This is a genomic window from Flaviaestuariibacter terrae, from assembly GCF_054777635.1.
Genome location: NZ_BAAHAL010000008.1, coordinates 1,538,698 through 1,554,762 on the forward strand (window position 1 = coordinate 1,538,698; position 16,065 = coordinate 1,554,762).

Annotated in this window: 5 protein-coding genes; 4 read left to right on the top strand and 1 reads right to left on the bottom strand. The window is 61.3% G+C overall.

Features of this window, described 5'->3' with window-relative positions:
* Positions 1 to 6 precede the first annotated feature (6 nt).
* The 3 genes from ACYU7Z_RS14890 to ACYU7Z_RS14900 all read left to right on the top strand — a co-directional run bounded on the left by ACYU7Z_RS14890 (position 7) and on the right by ACYU7Z_RS14900 (position 11,604).
* The gene (locus ACYU7Z_RS14890; RefSeq protein ID WP_460571854.1) at positions 7 to 1,995 is read left to right on the top strand and encodes an OmpA family protein; all 1,989 of its coding nucleotides are present in this window, start codon (positions 7 to 9) and stop codon (positions 1,993 to 1,995) included.
* Between the two features lie 285 nt (positions 1,996 to 2,280).
* Positions 2,281 to 10,599, top strand: coding sequence for a PKD-like domain-containing protein (locus tag ACYU7Z_RS14895; RefSeq protein ID WP_460571856.1), 8,319 nt, complete (start codon positions 2,281 to 2,283; stop codon positions 10,597 to 10,599).
* 12 nt (positions 10,600 to 10,611) lie between these two features.
* A complete protein-coding gene (locus tag ACYU7Z_RS14900) occupies positions 10,612 to 11,604 on the top strand; it encodes a PorP/SprF family type IX secretion system membrane protein (RefSeq protein WP_460571858.1) in 993 nt (330 codons plus the stop codon).
* Positions 11,605 to 11,741: 137 nt separating this feature from the next.
* Here the strand turns inward: ACYU7Z_RS14900 and kduI are convergent, their stop codons facing one another.
* Positions 11,742 to 12,575, bottom strand: a complete 834-nt coding sequence (gene kduI, locus ACYU7Z_RS14905) for a 5-dehydro-4-deoxy-D-glucuronate isomerase (protein ID WP_460571860.1) — start codon at positions 12,573 to 12,575, stop codon at positions 11,742 to 11,744.
* Between the two features lie 241 nt (positions 12,576 to 12,816).
* On the opposite strand from kduI, the gene ACYU7Z_RS14910 reads away from it, so the two are divergent.
* Complete coding sequence (locus ACYU7Z_RS14910; RefSeq protein WP_460571862.1) at positions 12,817 to 16,059, top strand: SusC/RagA family TonB-linked outer membrane protein; 3,243 nt, start codon at positions 12,817 to 12,819, stop codon at positions 16,057 to 16,059.
* Positions 16,060 to 16,065: the final 6 nt, after the last annotated feature.

Sequence of the window (16,065 nt, forward strand, 5' to 3'; positions counted from 1 at the left end):
CCGGATATGACGATCCAACAAAAACTTACCTGGGTGCCGGCCCTTCTCCTGGCGGCTGCGGCCACCCCCTGTGCGGCCCAGCGACCAGCCGATTATAAAAAGAGCGGCGACTTCTACTATACCAGCGGCAACTACTATTCGGCAGCCGTGTACTACCAGCAATACCTCGACGGCGGCAAAGGCAGCAGCACGGGCGGATTTCATCCGTATGCCATCAGCCTCGCCGGCGCAAAAAAGGCCGGGAGCGGAGCTGCCACGGGCGAGGGAGAGATCCAGTACCGCCTCGCGGAGAGCTACCGCCGCATCTACAACTTCAGCAAAGCCGCCGAAGCCTACGAGCGCCTGTTGAAAGGCAAGGACGCCGCGGCTTACCCCGAAGCCCGCTACGGCTATGCCCTGGCGCTGCGCGCGCAAGGCAAGGACGCCGAGGCGAAAACGCAGCTGGAGCAATACCTGCAGGCCGGCGGCAGGAACAGCGCCGCCGCGCAGCTGGAGCTCCAGAGCATCGCCTTTGCCCAGAACGAAAAGGCCAACCCGGCGGCCCGCGCCTACAATGTGGCCCGCCTCGCCGACCCGATCAACGGCGCCGAAACGAATTACGCCGCGCAGTGGAGCAACGGAAGCCTGCTGTTTACCAGCACCCGCCCCGACAGCGCCCATGCAGCGAAGGACGGCAACGTATACGCCAACCGTATTTATACGGGTACGCCCGGCGGCGCCGTGCAACCGCTGGCCATTGCGAATACAGACGGAAGTGAGCAGGGTACGGCTACGATGAGCCCCGACGGCAGCAGCCTGTACTTCAGCCGCTGGAGCTACGACCGCGGCACGCCCGTGTCGTCGATCTTTATGAGCCGCAAGAGCGGCGACAGCTGGTCGGAGCCCGTGCGTCTTTCCGAGGCCGTGAATGTATCCGGTGCCTCTGCGCGCCAGCCTTTTGTAACGCCCGACGGCCAATACCTGCTTTTCTCCTCCGACCGCCCCGGCGGCCTCGGCGGATACGACATCTGGGCCGCGCCCATTAACGGCGGCAACTTCGGTGCTGCCGTCAACCTCGGCGCAAGCGTCAACAGCGCTGCCGATGATGAAGCGCCCTTCTACCATGCGCCCTCGCAGACGCTGGTCTTTGCCTCCCGCGGCCGCGTAGGCCTCGGCGGCCTCGACCTTTACAGCGCGAAGGGAACGGTAGCCGGCGGCTTTGCCGGCGCGCAGAACATGGGCTACCCCGTCAACAGCAACCGGGACGACTCGTATTTCTCCACTGCTTCTCCCGACCGCCTGCTGAAGGGCGCGGTGATCTCTTCCGACCGTGGGCAGGATGCCTGTATGTCGCTGTACAGCGTCGACAAGCAATACCGCCAGTTTGTTGCGGGCAAGGTGCTCGACTGCGAAACGCAGCAGCCGCTTGCCGGAGCCCGGGTGCAGCTCGATGGACGCAGCGCCGCCACGGCCAGTGACGGTTCGTACACGATCGAAGTGGCAGCCTATGCCAGCACGAACGTCAGTGCCTCGCTGGAAGGCTACGAGGCCGGCCAGGCTTCTCTTGCGAAGCCCGCGGGCGATGTGGATACGCTGCAAAGCCCCGTCGTTTGCCTGAAGGCCCTGCCGAAAGACACGGCCGCCGTTGCCGAGCCACCGGCCCGCGATAACACGGTGCTGTTCGACTTTGCCAAGTGGAGCCTCCGTCCCGAAACACAGGTAACGCTCGATACGCTCGCCGCTGTCCTGAAGCGCGAAGGCTCGCTGCGCGCCATCATCACCGGCTATACCGACCAGGTAGGCTCCGACGACTACAACCTCAAATTGAGCCGCGAGCGCGCGCAGGCCTGCGCCGACTACCTGAAGCGCCAGGGTATTCCCGCTTCGCGCATCGAGGTGCTGGCGAAGGGCGCCTGCTGCCCGCTGCAGCCTGAGAAGACCGCCGACGGACAGGATGACCCGGCTGCACGGCAGAAGAACCGCCGCGTTGAATTCGACATCAAACTGACCCGATAAACTACGTTGTTAGAAAGCCTGACAAGGAGCCGGTTTGCCCGGCTCCTTTTTTTATGCCCCCTTTCAAAGCCGCTTCCGGGGCGGGCTGCGGGGTTGGGAACGTTCTCGGTAACGATTGCGTAAATAAAAGCACTTACCCGCGTCAGGCCGCTAAAAAAAGGGGCTAAAATTATACTGCGAAACTGCTTGCGTGGCGTCGGTATGACGCATTTGACTGCTTATCCTCCATCCTCTGAACGCCGACCTGCCCTACCAAACGAAGACCTACCGGAAAAGAACTGCTATATGGAAAGAATTTTCGCGCCCTCCCGTGTCCCTGTGCGTTCGGCACAGCAAACATTCCTGACAAAAGCCGCCTGGCTGCTGCTGTTTTTTGTGCTGCCGGTATTCGGTTCGGCTCAAACGGCCTACACGTACAGCACCGAGGGCTTCGACGGCGGCATTCTTCCCGCTTCCTCCGGCACGGCGCCCGCAACACTCACCTGGTATACGACCTCCACCGGTACCTGGGGCCTCTTCAAGGGCTATACCACCACCAGCTCCGATCCCTGCCCCAACGGCAGCGGCAATATGGCCGTGCGTCTTCCTGCCAATGCCGCGGCCTACGTCATCACGCCCTTCCTCGCGCAGGGCGCCGGGATCGTGACCCTCGCCGACGCACGCACCAACCGCACCATCACGTACTGGACATCTACCGACGACGGAGTTACCTGGAGCGCACCCCTCACCGTGAGCACGGGCACGAGCACCTGCGCGGGCATGACCCTTACGATCAACAGCCTCGCCGTTAACCGGATGAAGTTTGCCAACATGGGCACCAACGATGCCGGTATCGACAACGTGCTGATCACGGCCGCCGGCATCAACAAGCCTTACGTGAACACAACGGTTGCCAGCGGCATCACGGTCATCTCCGCCAACTCGGGCGGCAATGTATGGTCCGACGGCGGCGCTACGGTGAGCGACCGCGGACTCGTGTGGAGCACAACGGCCGGACCAACGGTTGCCAGTAACAGCGGCATCGTTCACAACGGCACGGGCACGGGCGCGTTCAGCACCTTCATGGCGGGGCTCAGCGCCGGCCAAACCTATTACTACCGCGCCTTTGCCACGAACAGCGCCGGCACCAACTATGGAACGGAATACTCGTTCACGACACCGGCGGCGACGCCGACGCTGATCACGAACCCGTCATCGCTGGCCTTCGGAACGCAAACCATCAACACCGCTTCAACCGTTCAGACCTACACGGTGCAGGGCGTTTACCTCAACCCCGCTGCCGGCAACATCACGCTGACCGCGCCGGCCGGCTACAAGATCTCCACCAGCCTCGCAGCGCCCTTTGCCTCCACGGTAAACCTTCCCTACACGGGCAGCACGCTGGCCCTGACCACCATCTACGTTCGCTTCCTGCCAACGACGGTTGGTTTTGCAAACGGCAGCATCGCGCACAGTGGCGGCGGCGCAACCGCGAGCGTTGCGCTCACCGGTGCCGGCGGTGCGGTACTCAACGGCATTACCAACGTGGGCTTTGACTTCTGGGCGGGCTTTGGCTACCAGGAAAAAATGAGTTCCAAGGCGGGCGCCTCCGGTGAAGCAAAGCTTTCGATCTATATCTCCGTTCCGGATGGAACCACGGCCGCATCGGTGCGCGTTGAGCTCCCCGGGATCAGCGGCGCCTCGGGCTTTCCGCAAACCGTTACCGTTACACCGGGAACGGTGACCGAAGTGACCAACTTCCCGACCGGCGACCCTTCCGATCAATTGAACCCTTCGGGAATGCCCGATACCCGGCTTTACTACACAGGCACGAGCAGCCGCGGTATTCATGTGTATTCGACCAATGGCGTTCCCATCGCGGTTTGGGAGCATTCCTACACCACCAATTCGGCGGCAGGAGCCATGCTGTTTCCCACCAACACCTGGGCCTCCAACTACACCGTACAGGCCTACGGAGGCTATTCCAACAACAGCAACCCGAACTCGTATTTCTTCGTTGTAGCAAAGGAAGACAATACCCCGATCTGGTTTACCCCGAGCCAGGATATCGTCGATTCCAGCACCGGCTCGACGGGATCTATTTTCCAGGATAACCACACGGCCGCCATGGTGAAATACCACGCGGGTGTGCAATACGGCCCCATCGTACTGAACAAGGGCCAGGTGTTCACCGCCATGGGCTTTATACAGGGCAACGGCAGCGGTGTCAGCGTTTCCAATGCGTTTGGCCGCGATCTTTCGGGCTCGGTTGTGAATACGACCTGCGATAAAGCCATCGCCGTATTCGGCGGCAATGGCCGTGTGCTGGTGCGGACGAGTGATTGCAGCTCGGTCAATTCGGGTTCCGACCACCTGATGCAGCAGATGTTTCCTTCCGTTGCCTGGGGCAAGCGCTACCTGACGTCGCCGACGGTAACGATGGAGTACAACCTGTACCGCGTCAACGTCAGTGATCCGACAACACGTGTATGGGTGAACAACCCCTCACATACGACGCCGCAGACGGGCCTGATCAATAACCTGTATTACGAGTTTGCCAGTAACCTGCCGCAACTGATCGAAAGCGACAAGCCGATCACGGTAACGCAATTCCTGGTCGCCGCGGATTGCGCAAATGCCCACGGCTCGCATGGTATCGGTGATCCGGAAATGATCATTCTGAGCCCGGTGGAGCAGGCGATCAATAAAACCACGGTGTATTCGGCTGGTATCAAGACGGCCGGCTCCACAAGCGGCCACTATATCAACGTGATCATCCCGCAGGGTGGCGTTGCCTCCTTCCGTCTCGATGGCGGAACGACCGGCGACCCGGGTATCAACCAGGCTACGCTGAGCGGCCAGACAGCGACATCGCTGACGGCAGGCACGGTTCAGCCCCTTTCGGCCATCTTCAAGCCGCACCCGCAGCTTCCCGGCTACTATTATGCCCAGATCCGCGTGGCCGGCACGGCATCCCATACCTTGTATTCCGACTCCTCGTTCAATGCCATCGCCTACGGAATGGGCAACGGCGAGAGCTACGGCTACAACGCGGGCTGCTCGCTGAAAGACCTCTCCCAGCAGGTGCTCCTGGGCAACCCCTATGGTGTGACCAAGGGCCTGACCTGCAAGGACAATCCTTTCTATTTCCGCGTGGCGCTGCCCTATGCGCCCGCCGACCTCGTATCGCTCACCTGGGATTTCAACAACGAGCCCACGATGACGCCGAATGCGAACGTTGTGCAGGCGGCGCCCACGCCCGACAGCACCTATTCGATCGACGGCGTTCCGTATTACGTATACCGTATTCCTACAACCTACAGCATTTCGCAGGCAGGCACCTATCCCTTCAAGGTGAAGGCGAACGCGCTTACCTCGGGCGGATGCACGGGTGAGAAAATCTTCAACAGCAGCATTACCGTAGTAGACGGCCCGGTGCCCTACTTCAACTTCAGCGCGGGCACCTGCGGCAGCGCAGCCCTGACCTTCAGCGATGTGTCGACGTCCGACTCGACAGCGGTTGTAGCTTGGAACTGGAACTTCGGCGACGGCAGCACGCTGGGCGATACCTCGCACCTGCAAAGCCCGGCCTACACCTACGGCGCGCTCGGTGCCTATACTGTAACGCTCCAGGCCATCAATGCCGCGGGTTGCGTGGCCGATACCACGCGAACCATCGACCTCGCGGGCAACCTGACCGCTGCCTTTACAATGACGCCCGCGTCGCCGGTATGCGCCGGTACGCCGGTAACGTTCACCGACGGATCGTCGGCAGGCGGAACCTATGGCACGATCGCAGAATGGACCTGGGACTTCGGCGACGGAAGCCCCGTAGTGGTTGCAACGAACGGCAACCCGCAGACCCATAGTTACAACACGGTCGGCACCTGGACCGCCACGCTCAAAGTGAAGACCTCGCTTGGCTGCGTGAGCACGCTCTTCTCGCAAACGATTACCGTAAAAGCGGTGCCCACCGTAACCAGCGCCGCCACAGGCAGCGTGTGCAGCCGCAGCCCGCTCAGCTACAGCATCACGAGCGCGGTAGCCGGCACGACGTTTACCTGGAGCCGTCCCGCGGTGACCGGTATCTCCAATGCCGCCGTGAGCAACCAAAGCAGCAACCCGATTGCCGAAACACTGGTCAACACAACCAACGCACCCATCAATGTCGTGTATACCATCACGCCTTCGGCGAATGGCTGCGATGGTGCGGCCTTCACCTATAGAGTAACGGTGAATCCTACAGCTGCAGTAACAAGTGCGGCTTCGGGAACGATCTGTAACAATACGGCGCAGGCCTATTCGATCACGAGCAATGTAACCGGTGCTACGTTCAGCTGGAGCCGCCCGGTAGTGGCCGGCATTTCCAATGCTGCCGTAAGCGGAAGCAGCGCCAACCCGATCACCGAGGCCCTGGTCAATACGACAAATGCTCCTGTCGATGTGGTTTACACGATCACGCCGACGGCAAACGGCTGCGCCGGTACGCCTTTCACTTATACAGTGACGGTGAACCCGACGGCCACTGTGACCAGCGCAGCAACGGCATCGCTTTGCAGCGGCTCGCTCTTTACCTATAACATTACCAGTGGGGTAGCAGGCGCTTCCTTCAGTTGGAGCCGTGCGGCTGTTGCGGGTATCTCGAATGCCGCCGTGAGCAACCAGGCCAGCAACCCGATCTCCGAAACGCTGACCAATACCAGCAATGCCCCGGTGAGCGTGCTGTATACGATCGTGCCGACAGCCAATGGCTGCGCCGGCGCGCCCTTTACGCTGACCGTAACTGTCAACCCGCGCCCCGTCGTGACGAGCGCGGCTACCGGCGCGATCTGCGGCAGCAACCCGCTCAGCTACCTCATCACCAGCAACGTCACGGGCGCCAGCTTCTCGTGGGACCGCGCGGCCGTGCCGGGTATTTCGAATGCCGCCGTTTCGGGCCAGGCTGCCAACCCCATTACGGAAACACTGTTCAATACGACTACATCGCCCATTGATGTCGCCTACAGCATTACGCCCTCCTTTGCCGGTTGCGCCGGCACGCCGTTCACCTACACCGTTACCGTCAACCCGACGCCGGTGGTAACGAGCCTCGCTGCCGGCGGCGTGTGCAGCGGACAGCCGCTCACGTACAACATCACGACCACGGTCGCTGGCTCGAGCTTTACCTGGAGCCGCCCCGCGGTGGCCGGTATCTCCAATGCCGCCGTGAGCAACAGCACGGTGAACCCGATCGCCGAAACACTGGTGAACACGACGACCAATGTTGTGGATGTGACCTACCAGATCATTACCTCGTTCAGCGGTTGCACTTCGCAGCCATTCAACTACGTGGTGACCGTAACCCCCACGCCGACGGTGACGAGCGCCGCCACTGCAAGTGTGTGCAGCGGAACACCGTTCACGTATGATATCACGAGCGGCGTCACCGGTGCGGCCTTCAGCTGGAGCCGCGCGGCCGTTGCCGGCATCTCCAATGCCGCCGCCAGCAGCCAAAGCAGCGATCCCATCTCCGAAACGCTGACGAATACAACGAACGCGCCGGTAAACGTTACTTATACCATCACGCCTTCGGCCAACGGCTGCACGGGCACGCCCTTTACGCTCACGGTTACCGTCAACCCGACGGCTACCGTTACAAGCGCCGCAGCCGCCCCGCTCTGCAGCGGTGCCCCGCAGAACTATTCCATTACGAGCAACGTGCCGGCCGCAACCTTTAGCTGGAGCCGCCCCGCGGTTGCCGGTATTTCGAACGCCGCGGTGAACGGGCAAACGACCGCGACGATCACCGAAGCCCTCGTGAATACGACGGCTGCGCCCATCGACGTTGTGTATACCATCACGCCATCCTTTGCCGGTTGTGCCGGCCCGGCCTTCACCTATACCGTTACCGTGAATCCCACGGCTACGGTTACGAGCGCCGCGAGCGGCACGCTGTGCAGCAACAACCTCCTTACCTATAACATCACCGGCGCTGTTGCCGGCAGCTCCTTCAGCTGGAGCCGCCCGGCCATCAGCGGTATTTCGAATGCAGCTGTGAACAACAGCAGCGCCAACCCGATCTCCGAAACGCTGGTCAATACGACCGCCGCGCCGATTGTCGTTGCCTACACGATCACACCCACTGCCAACAGCTGCGCCGGTACGGTCTTTACCTACCAGGTGACGGTCAACCCGACCCCGGTCGTTACGAGCGCCGCTACGGGCTCGGTCTGCGGCGGCAGCCCGCTTGCCTATGCCATCACGGGCAACGTCAGCGGCAGCAGCTTCAGCTGGAGCCGTCCTGCGGTTGCGGGTATCAGCAACCCGGCCGTGAGCGGCCAGACAACGGCTTCGATCAATGAAACATTAGTGAACACGACCAGCGCACCGATCGACGTGGTTTATACGATCACGGCAAGCGCCAACGGCTGCGCCGGTCCGGCATTCACCTACACGGTTACGGTCAACCCGACACCCGCGATCAGCAGCCTGGCTGCCGGCAACGTGTGCAGCGGCCAGCCCCTCAGCTACCTCGTAACGGGCAACGTGGCGGGCGCGACCTACACCTGGAGCCGCCCGGCGGTCACCGGTATCTCGAATGCCGCCGTCAGCGGGCAAACGAGCAACCCCATCTCCGAAACACTCACGAATACCACGACCAATACGCTCAGCGCGGTGTACTCCATCGTGGCCGGCTTCGGCGGCTGTAATGCGGCGCCCTTCACCTACACGGTGACGGTAACACCGGCGCCGACCGTTACCAGCGCTGCCAGTGCCAGCCTTTGCAGCGGCGCCCCGCAAGCCTACACGATCACAAGCACCGTTACCGGTACGACCTTCAACTGGAGCCGTGCCGCGGTGCCGGGTATCTCCAATGCTGCAGTGAGCGGGCAAACGGGCAGCACGATCACCGAAGCGCTCGTGAACACGACCTCGGCGCCGATCGACGTGCCCTACACGATCAACACGGCCGCCAACGGCTGCCCCGGCGCGGTCTTCACCTACACCGTTCGCGTGAACCCGACAGCCACGATCAACAGCGCTGCGACGGGAACCACCTGCAGCGGCGCCGCACAGGCCTATGCCATCAGCAGCCCTGTTGCCGGAGCCACCTTCAGCTGGAGCCGCCCGGCCGTGGCCGGCATCTCCAACGCTGCAGTCAGCGCTCAGGCATCGGGAGCGATCACCGAAGCACTCGTGAATACCACGACCTCGCCGATCGCTGTCACGTACAGCATCATACCCTCCTTTGCCGGTTGCACCGGTACGGCCTTTACCTACACGGTGACGGTCTACCCCAACGCAACGGTGTCGAGCGCCACCAGCAGCGCGCTGTGCAGCAACGATCCCCTTACCTACACGATTACAAGCGGCGTTGCCGGCAGCAGCTACAGCTGGAGCCGTCCCGCGGTAAGCGGCATCTCCAACCCCGCCGTCAGCGGCAGCACAAGCAACCCCATCTCCGAAACTTTGAGCAATACCACGAATGCGCCCGTGAATGTGCTGTACAGCATCACGCCATCCGCCAACGGGTGCGCGGGCACGCCCTTCACGCTGACCGTCACCGTCAACCCGGTGCCCGTGATCACGAGCGCGCCTACGAAGTCGGTGTGCAGCGAGGTATCACTGAACTACAGCATCAGCAGCAACGTGGCCTCGGCCGGCATTCTCTGGAGCCGTGCTGCGGTGCCGGGTATCTCGAATGCAGCCGTTAGCAACCAGAGCAGCCGTATTATTACGGAAGCCCTCGAGAATACAACGAGCGCGCCGATCGTGGTTCGGTATATCATTACACCGTCCACCGGCACGTGCTCCGGCGTACCGTTCTCGCTCGACGTGACGGTGCAGCCCCTGCCGACAGCAGGCTTCAGCATCGCGCAGGCCAGCCAGTGCGTCAGCGGCCCCGTGTCGTTTAGCGCGCTGCCCAGCACGCCGCCCGCCGACACCTACTCCTGGAACTTCGGCGACGGCAGCCCGGCCTCCACGCAGCCGGCACCCGTGCATACCTACGCCAATGGCGGACAGTACAACGTAGTGCTTACCGTAACCAGCGCCGCGGGCTGCCGCGCCGTATCGGCACCGCAGGCCGTCAACCTGCTGCCGCTGCTTCCGCCGCCGCATATCCGTGTTACGGCCACGCCGAGCTCACTGCTGTTCCAGTGGGATTCGATCCCCGGAGGCCTTAGCTACGAGGTATCGACCGACGGCGGTGCCAGCTTCGGAGCGCCCAGCGGACCGGGCAACTTCAGCCACCTGATCGGCGGCCTGCAGCCGCTGCAGACCATCGCCATCATCGTGCGTGTCAACGGCGCGGTGTCCTGCCAGCAAAACAGCAACCTGCTGTCGGCAACGGTGCCGCTTCCGGATGTGGGCGTCTTTGTTCCGAACACGATCACGCCCAACGGCGACGGGCATAACGACAAGCTCCGCGTGCTGGCCAACAACATCGCCAGCGTGAAGCTTAATGTGTACAACCAGTGGGGCCAGCTGCTCTTTGCCTACGAAGGAAAAGATCCTTCCGTTGGCTGGGATGGCAGCTTCGGCGGCACGCTGCAGCCCACGGGCGTGTATGCCTATGCCGTGGAGGTGAAGCTCAGCGACGGTCGCACCGTCAGCAAAAAAGGACTCTTTAACCTGATCCGATAAACCGGTACGAGTATGAAAAAATTATTTCTAGCAAGCCTGCTCGCAGCGTCGCTGCTGCAAAAGGCGGAGGCACAGACAGACCCGCACTTCTCCCAGTTCTTCGTGTTTCCCTCCTGGGTGAACCCGGCCTTCACCGGCACCTTCGACGGCGCGTACCGCGTGTCGGGTGTGTTTCGCAGCCAGTGGTCGGGGATGGAAGGCGGCTTTAAAACGGTTGGATTCGCTGCCGAAGCAAATACCAACCGCAACGTGGCCGTCGGTGTCAACGCGTTCCAGCAAAGCACCGGCACGGGCTATACCTACCAGCAGGTGTACGCGAGCTTCGCCTACAACGGCGTCACCCTCGACGCCGAAGGCTACAAGGTGCTCTCCTTCGGCCTGCAGGCCGGGATGATCAGCCGTCGCTTCGATGCATCGAAGTTCCAGACCGAGGACCAGTGGAACTATCTAACGGGCTACAACTCCACCATCCCAAGCGCCGACCGCCTCATGGCCAACAGCTCCTCGGTGTTCGACGCCAGCGCGGGTGTGCTGTACATGGACCTGGATGAGAACAAGAAGATCAATCCGTATATCGGCTTCGCGGTGCACCACCTCACGTCGCCCGAAGAATACTTCGTGAGCCGCGCGGAAAAGACGAAAATGCCGATGCGCCTCACGGGCCACGTTTCGCTGGGGATCAACGCTTCGGAGTTCACCACCGTTACGCCTTCCGTGCTGTATATGCGCCAGGGAACGGCCGAGGAAAAAGTACTCGGGCTCAACATCCGCCACATGGTGGCCGACAATTTCTCGCTGCTGGGCGGCGCGAGTTACCGCTTCCAGGATGCCATCGTTCCCTTCTTGGGCCTGCAGTCGGGCAACCTCCGCATCGGCGCCTCCTACGACATCAGCGCTTCCGATATCGGCAAGACCATCGGCAAGACCAACAGCTTCGAGCTGTCGCTCGGCCTCACCTTCAACCGGCCGGAAGACAACCGCTACCTGCGTTGCCCAACGTTTTGATGGCTGATCGCTGATGTAGGATGTCTGATATATCGTATCCACATTCTAGATCCGAGATCCTTAATTTTTTTTTGTGTGTGTTGAAAAGTCAAGGGACCGCATTTGCGGTTCCCTTTTCATTTGTGGAGTGAAGGCGGTCAGCGGAGGGTCGACAGGTTGGCGGCGTCCATATCGGTGAAGGCCTTGTTCTCGCCGGCCATGGCCCAGATGAAGGAGTAGGAGGCCGTGCCTACGCCGCTGTGGATGCTCCAGGGCGGCGATACGATCCCTTCCTCGTTGCGCACAAAGAGGTGCCGCGTTTCCTGCGGCTCGCCCATCAGGTGCACGATGCGCTGCTCTTCGGGGAGATCGAAGTAGAAGTAGGCTTCCATGCGGCGGCCGTGCGTGTGCGGCGGCATCGTATTCCAGATCGATCCTTTTTTGAAGTTGGTGACGCCGAGCACGAGCTGGCAGCTCTGGATGCCGTCGGCGTGGATGTACTTGTTGATCGTGCGCTCGTTACTCGTTTCGGGCGACCCGAACTCGGCGGGCAGCGCTTCGGAAAGGCGCATGAGGCGGGTAGGGTAGGCCTGGTGCGCGGGTGCCGAGAACCACACGAAGCGCGGGCCGTTGGCGGCGTCTTCGGCCAGGAAACGTACGTCGCGTACGCCTTTGCCCAGATACAGGCAGTCAAGCTTTTCGAGGCGGTATGTTGTGCCGTCGGCCTCCACCACGCCGGCGCCGGAAGCGATGTTGAGGATGCCGATCTCGCGGCGCTCGAGGAAATATTCCGCACGGAGCTCGGGATGCGCTTCGAGGCGGAGGGGCTCGCTGGTAGGGAGGGCAGCGCCGATGATCATGCGGTCGTAATGGGTGTACACGGAGCGTTGGTCGCCCGGGACGGTCAGCCCGTCTAAAAGAAACTGCTCCCGTATTTCTTCCGTGCTATATTGTCGGAAGTCTCGTGGATGTACGGCGTGGAGGATTTTCATGCGTCGGCCCTTTTGTAGGCCCTGCAAAATAGGCATTCGGCGCGCCCGCAGCGCGTTTCTCCAAAGCCGGGGCCGCTGCAAACGTTACCGATAACGATTGCGTAAAAAAATAGTTTTGCGCTGCTTGCCCACCCGGATTATGTAATTAGACTTGCTACAGGAAGTAGTTTGGGACCGCTATGACCACTGCTGGTAACGATTGCCAGGTCCCGCTCACGTAAATGACACTTCAAGCTTGCTTATGAAAGCAAAATTCTTTCTCTCCGTATTCTGCTGCCTGTTTGCCGTAATTGCCTGGAGCCAGACGCGCACAATCAGTGGCCGTGTACAGGCCGACAGTTCCCACGAGTCGCTGGCCGGCGTCACCGTTTCGCTGAAAGGAACGAAGCGCACGGTGCAAACCAACAGCGAGGGACGCTTCAGCATCGAGATCCCCGACAAGGGCGCCGTGCTGGTGTTTACCTCCGTGAGCTACAACCGCCAGGAGATCAGCGTGGGCAGCCGCACTGCTCTCGATGTGACTCTGACCACCAACAGCACCACGCTTAACGACGTGGTGGTGGTGGGCTACCGTACCGTGCAGCGCCGCGACCTCTCGGCCTCCGTTGCCTCGGTCAGCGCCCGCGACCTGAAGGACATTCCGCTCAACTCCGCCGCGGAAGCCCTCAATGGCCGCCTCGCCGGCGTTACGGCCACCACGGCCGAAGGCTCGCCCGACGCCCAGGTGCGCATCCGCGTACGCGGCGGTATGTCGATCACCGGCGACAACTCGCCCCTCTACATCATCGACGGCGTTCCCGTCGACAATGCCCTTTCCACCATCTCCCCGCAGGATATCCAGTCGATCGACGTGCTGAAGGATGCCGCTGCCACCGCCATCTACGGCTCGCGCGGCGCCAACGGTGTGATCATCATCACCACCAAGAGCGGCCGCCCCGGACGCACGCAGGTAGGCCTCAACTTCTTTGTCGGCGTGAAGAAACTCGCCAAGGAGCTCGATGTGATGAGCCCCTACGATTACGTCGTGTACCAGTCGGAGCGCTCGCGCGGCTCCGCCACCGACAGCAGCAACTTCGTGACCAGCTTCGGCAGCTGGGACAAGATCGAGCAGTACCGCAACGTGCGCCCTGTGGATTGGCAGGACCAGGTGTTCGGCAACCGCGGCAGCATGGTCACCTTCAACCCGACCATCTCGGGCGGCAACAGGAAGATCACCTATAACTTCGGGTATACCTACAACAAGGACAACGCCGTGGTGCTCAACTCCGATTACGAGCGTCACCTCCTCAACCTGAAAGGCGAGTATAAGTTCAACAGCGCCATCCGCCTCGGTCTCAGCGGCCGCTATTCGCGCCAGGATGTGCGCGGCGCCGGCGTTTCGTCGGAGTCGGGCTCTGCGTACAACCGCCTCCGCAACGCGGTGAAGTACCGTCCTTTCCTTTCCGACACAATGAGTCTCGACGAGCAGGACCCGCTGGCGGACCCGAACGTAGGAAACAACCTCACGCTCACCAACCCGCTCCTCCTCGCCAACGCCGAATACCGCCGCAAGACGACGGAGAACAAAAACGGTACGGCCACACTCAGCATCAACATCACGAAGAAACTGACCTTCCGCTCCGTGTTCGGCTACGACCGCAGCCAGTCGATCGACCGCCAGTTCAGCGACTCGCTGAGCAACCTCTCGATCATCCAGGGTGGCCGCAAGCCGATCGCCGGTCTCGACACCACGCAGACCACGACCGTCACCAACTCGAACGTACTGATCTATAACCTGAAAGGATTCCGGAAAAACCACGACCTCGATTTCATGGTCGGCGAAGAAACAGTCGACAAGCGCATCGAGGCGCAGCATGACCTGTTCCGCAACTATACCAACGGGATCGATCACAACGACGCCTTCTTCAACACCGATGCGGCCCAGACCTTCGCCGGCTACCCGCGCCTGTCGAAGGAGCGCGAGACGCTGCTGTCGTTCTTCGGCCACGTGGGCTATGCGTACAGGGACAAGTTCCTCTTCAACGCCAACCTCCGCGCCGACGGCTCCTCGAAGTTCATGGAAGGCAAGCGCTTCGGCTACTTCCCCTCGGGCTCCTTCGCCTGGCGTATCAGCAAGGAGAAGTTCATGAAAGAGCTCCGCTTCGTCAACGACCTCAAGATGCGCCTCGGCTACGGTAAGATCGGCAACAACCGCATCAACAACTACCAGTACCTGTCGATCTACAGCAACAACGGTACGTATTACTACGGTATCAACGGGGCGCCCGCTTACGCCACCTACCCGGTTTACCTCCCCAACGAGGAGCTGCAGTGGGAGTCGACCGTCAACCGCAACGTGGGTCTCGACTTTGCATTCGGCCGCAACCGCTTCAACCTGAGCGTCGATTATTACTACAATACTTCCGACAAGCTGCTGCTGCTGCGCCAGATCGACCAGAGCTGGGGCTACGCCGCCGGCCAGCAGCAGAACATCGGCGCTACGCTCAACCAGGGCTGGGAATTCCAGCTCGGCGCGCAGCTCGTTCGCAACCGCGCGTTCAGCTGGAATGCCAACTTCAACATCTCCTTCAACAAGAACAAGGTAACCGCGCTCGCCCCGGGCCAGACGCAGTTCTTCCCCGCTGCCAGCTGGGGTGTGTCGGGCCAGCCGACGGACTACATCGTACGCATCGGCGATCCCGTTGGCTCGATGTACGGCCTCGTGACCGACGGCTTCTACACGACCGACGACTTCAACTGGGATCCCGCGACGCATATCTATTCGCTGAAGCCCGGTGTGGTCAACAGCGGCGGTGTAACCGGCATTTCGCAGCCCGGCTCCATCAAGTTCAAAGACCTCAATGGCGACGGCAAGATCGATCTCGACAACGACCGCAAGATCATCGGCAACCCGAACCCTAAGTTCACCGGCGGCCTCAACCAGCAGTTTACCTACAAGAACTGGGATGCCAGCATCTTCGTCAACTTCTCGGTTGGCAACGACGTGTACAACGCCAATAAGATCGAGTTCACGAACGGCTATGCCAACAACGCCAACATGCTCGCCATGATGGCCGACCGCTGGCGCGTGGTGCTCCCCAACGGCCAGACGGCGCAGTGGGTGGAGACGCGTACTATTAACGGTACGGCGCAGCAGGTGGTGATCGGTATTTCGCCGGAGGAGCTGTCGCGCCTCAACGCCAATGCCACCATCTGGCAGCCGCTCAAAGGCACGGGCGCCTTCTACCCGCACTCCTGGGCCATCGAGGACGGATCCTTCCTCCGTCTCAACAACGTGACCCTCGGCTACTCGGTGCCGCTGAATTCGAAAGGCATCAAGAAACTGCGCTTCTACTTCACCGGCAACAACCTGGCGATCATCAGCAGCTACACCGGCTACGACCCCGAGGTAAGCGTGCGCAACAACGGCCTTACGCCCGGTCTCGACTATTCGGCTTACCCGAAAAGCCGCAGCTTCATCTTCGGCCTCAACGCAACATTTTAAAAACAC

Excerpts from the sequence above, each read along its gene's own strand:
- ACYU7Z_RS14890 (WP_460571854.1), top strand. The coding sequence starts at position 7 with ATGACGATCCAACAAAAACTTACCTGGGTGCCGGCCCTTCTCCTGGCG.
- ACYU7Z_RS14895 (WP_460571856.1), top strand. The coding sequence starts at position 2,281 with ATGGAAAGAATTTTCGCGCCCTCCCGTGTCCCTGTGCGTTCGGCACAG.
- ACYU7Z_RS14900 (WP_460571858.1), top strand. The coding sequence starts at position 10,612 with ATGAAAAAATTATTTCTAGCAAGCCTGCTCGCAGCGTCGCTGCTGCAA.
- kduI (WP_460571860.1), bottom strand. The coding sequence starts at position 12,575 with ATGAAAATCCTCCACGCCGTACATCCACGAGACTTCCGACAATATAGC.
- ACYU7Z_RS14910 (WP_460571862.1), top strand. The coding sequence starts at position 12,817 with ATGAAAGCAAAATTCTTTCTCTCCGTATTCTGCTGCCTGTTTGCCGTA.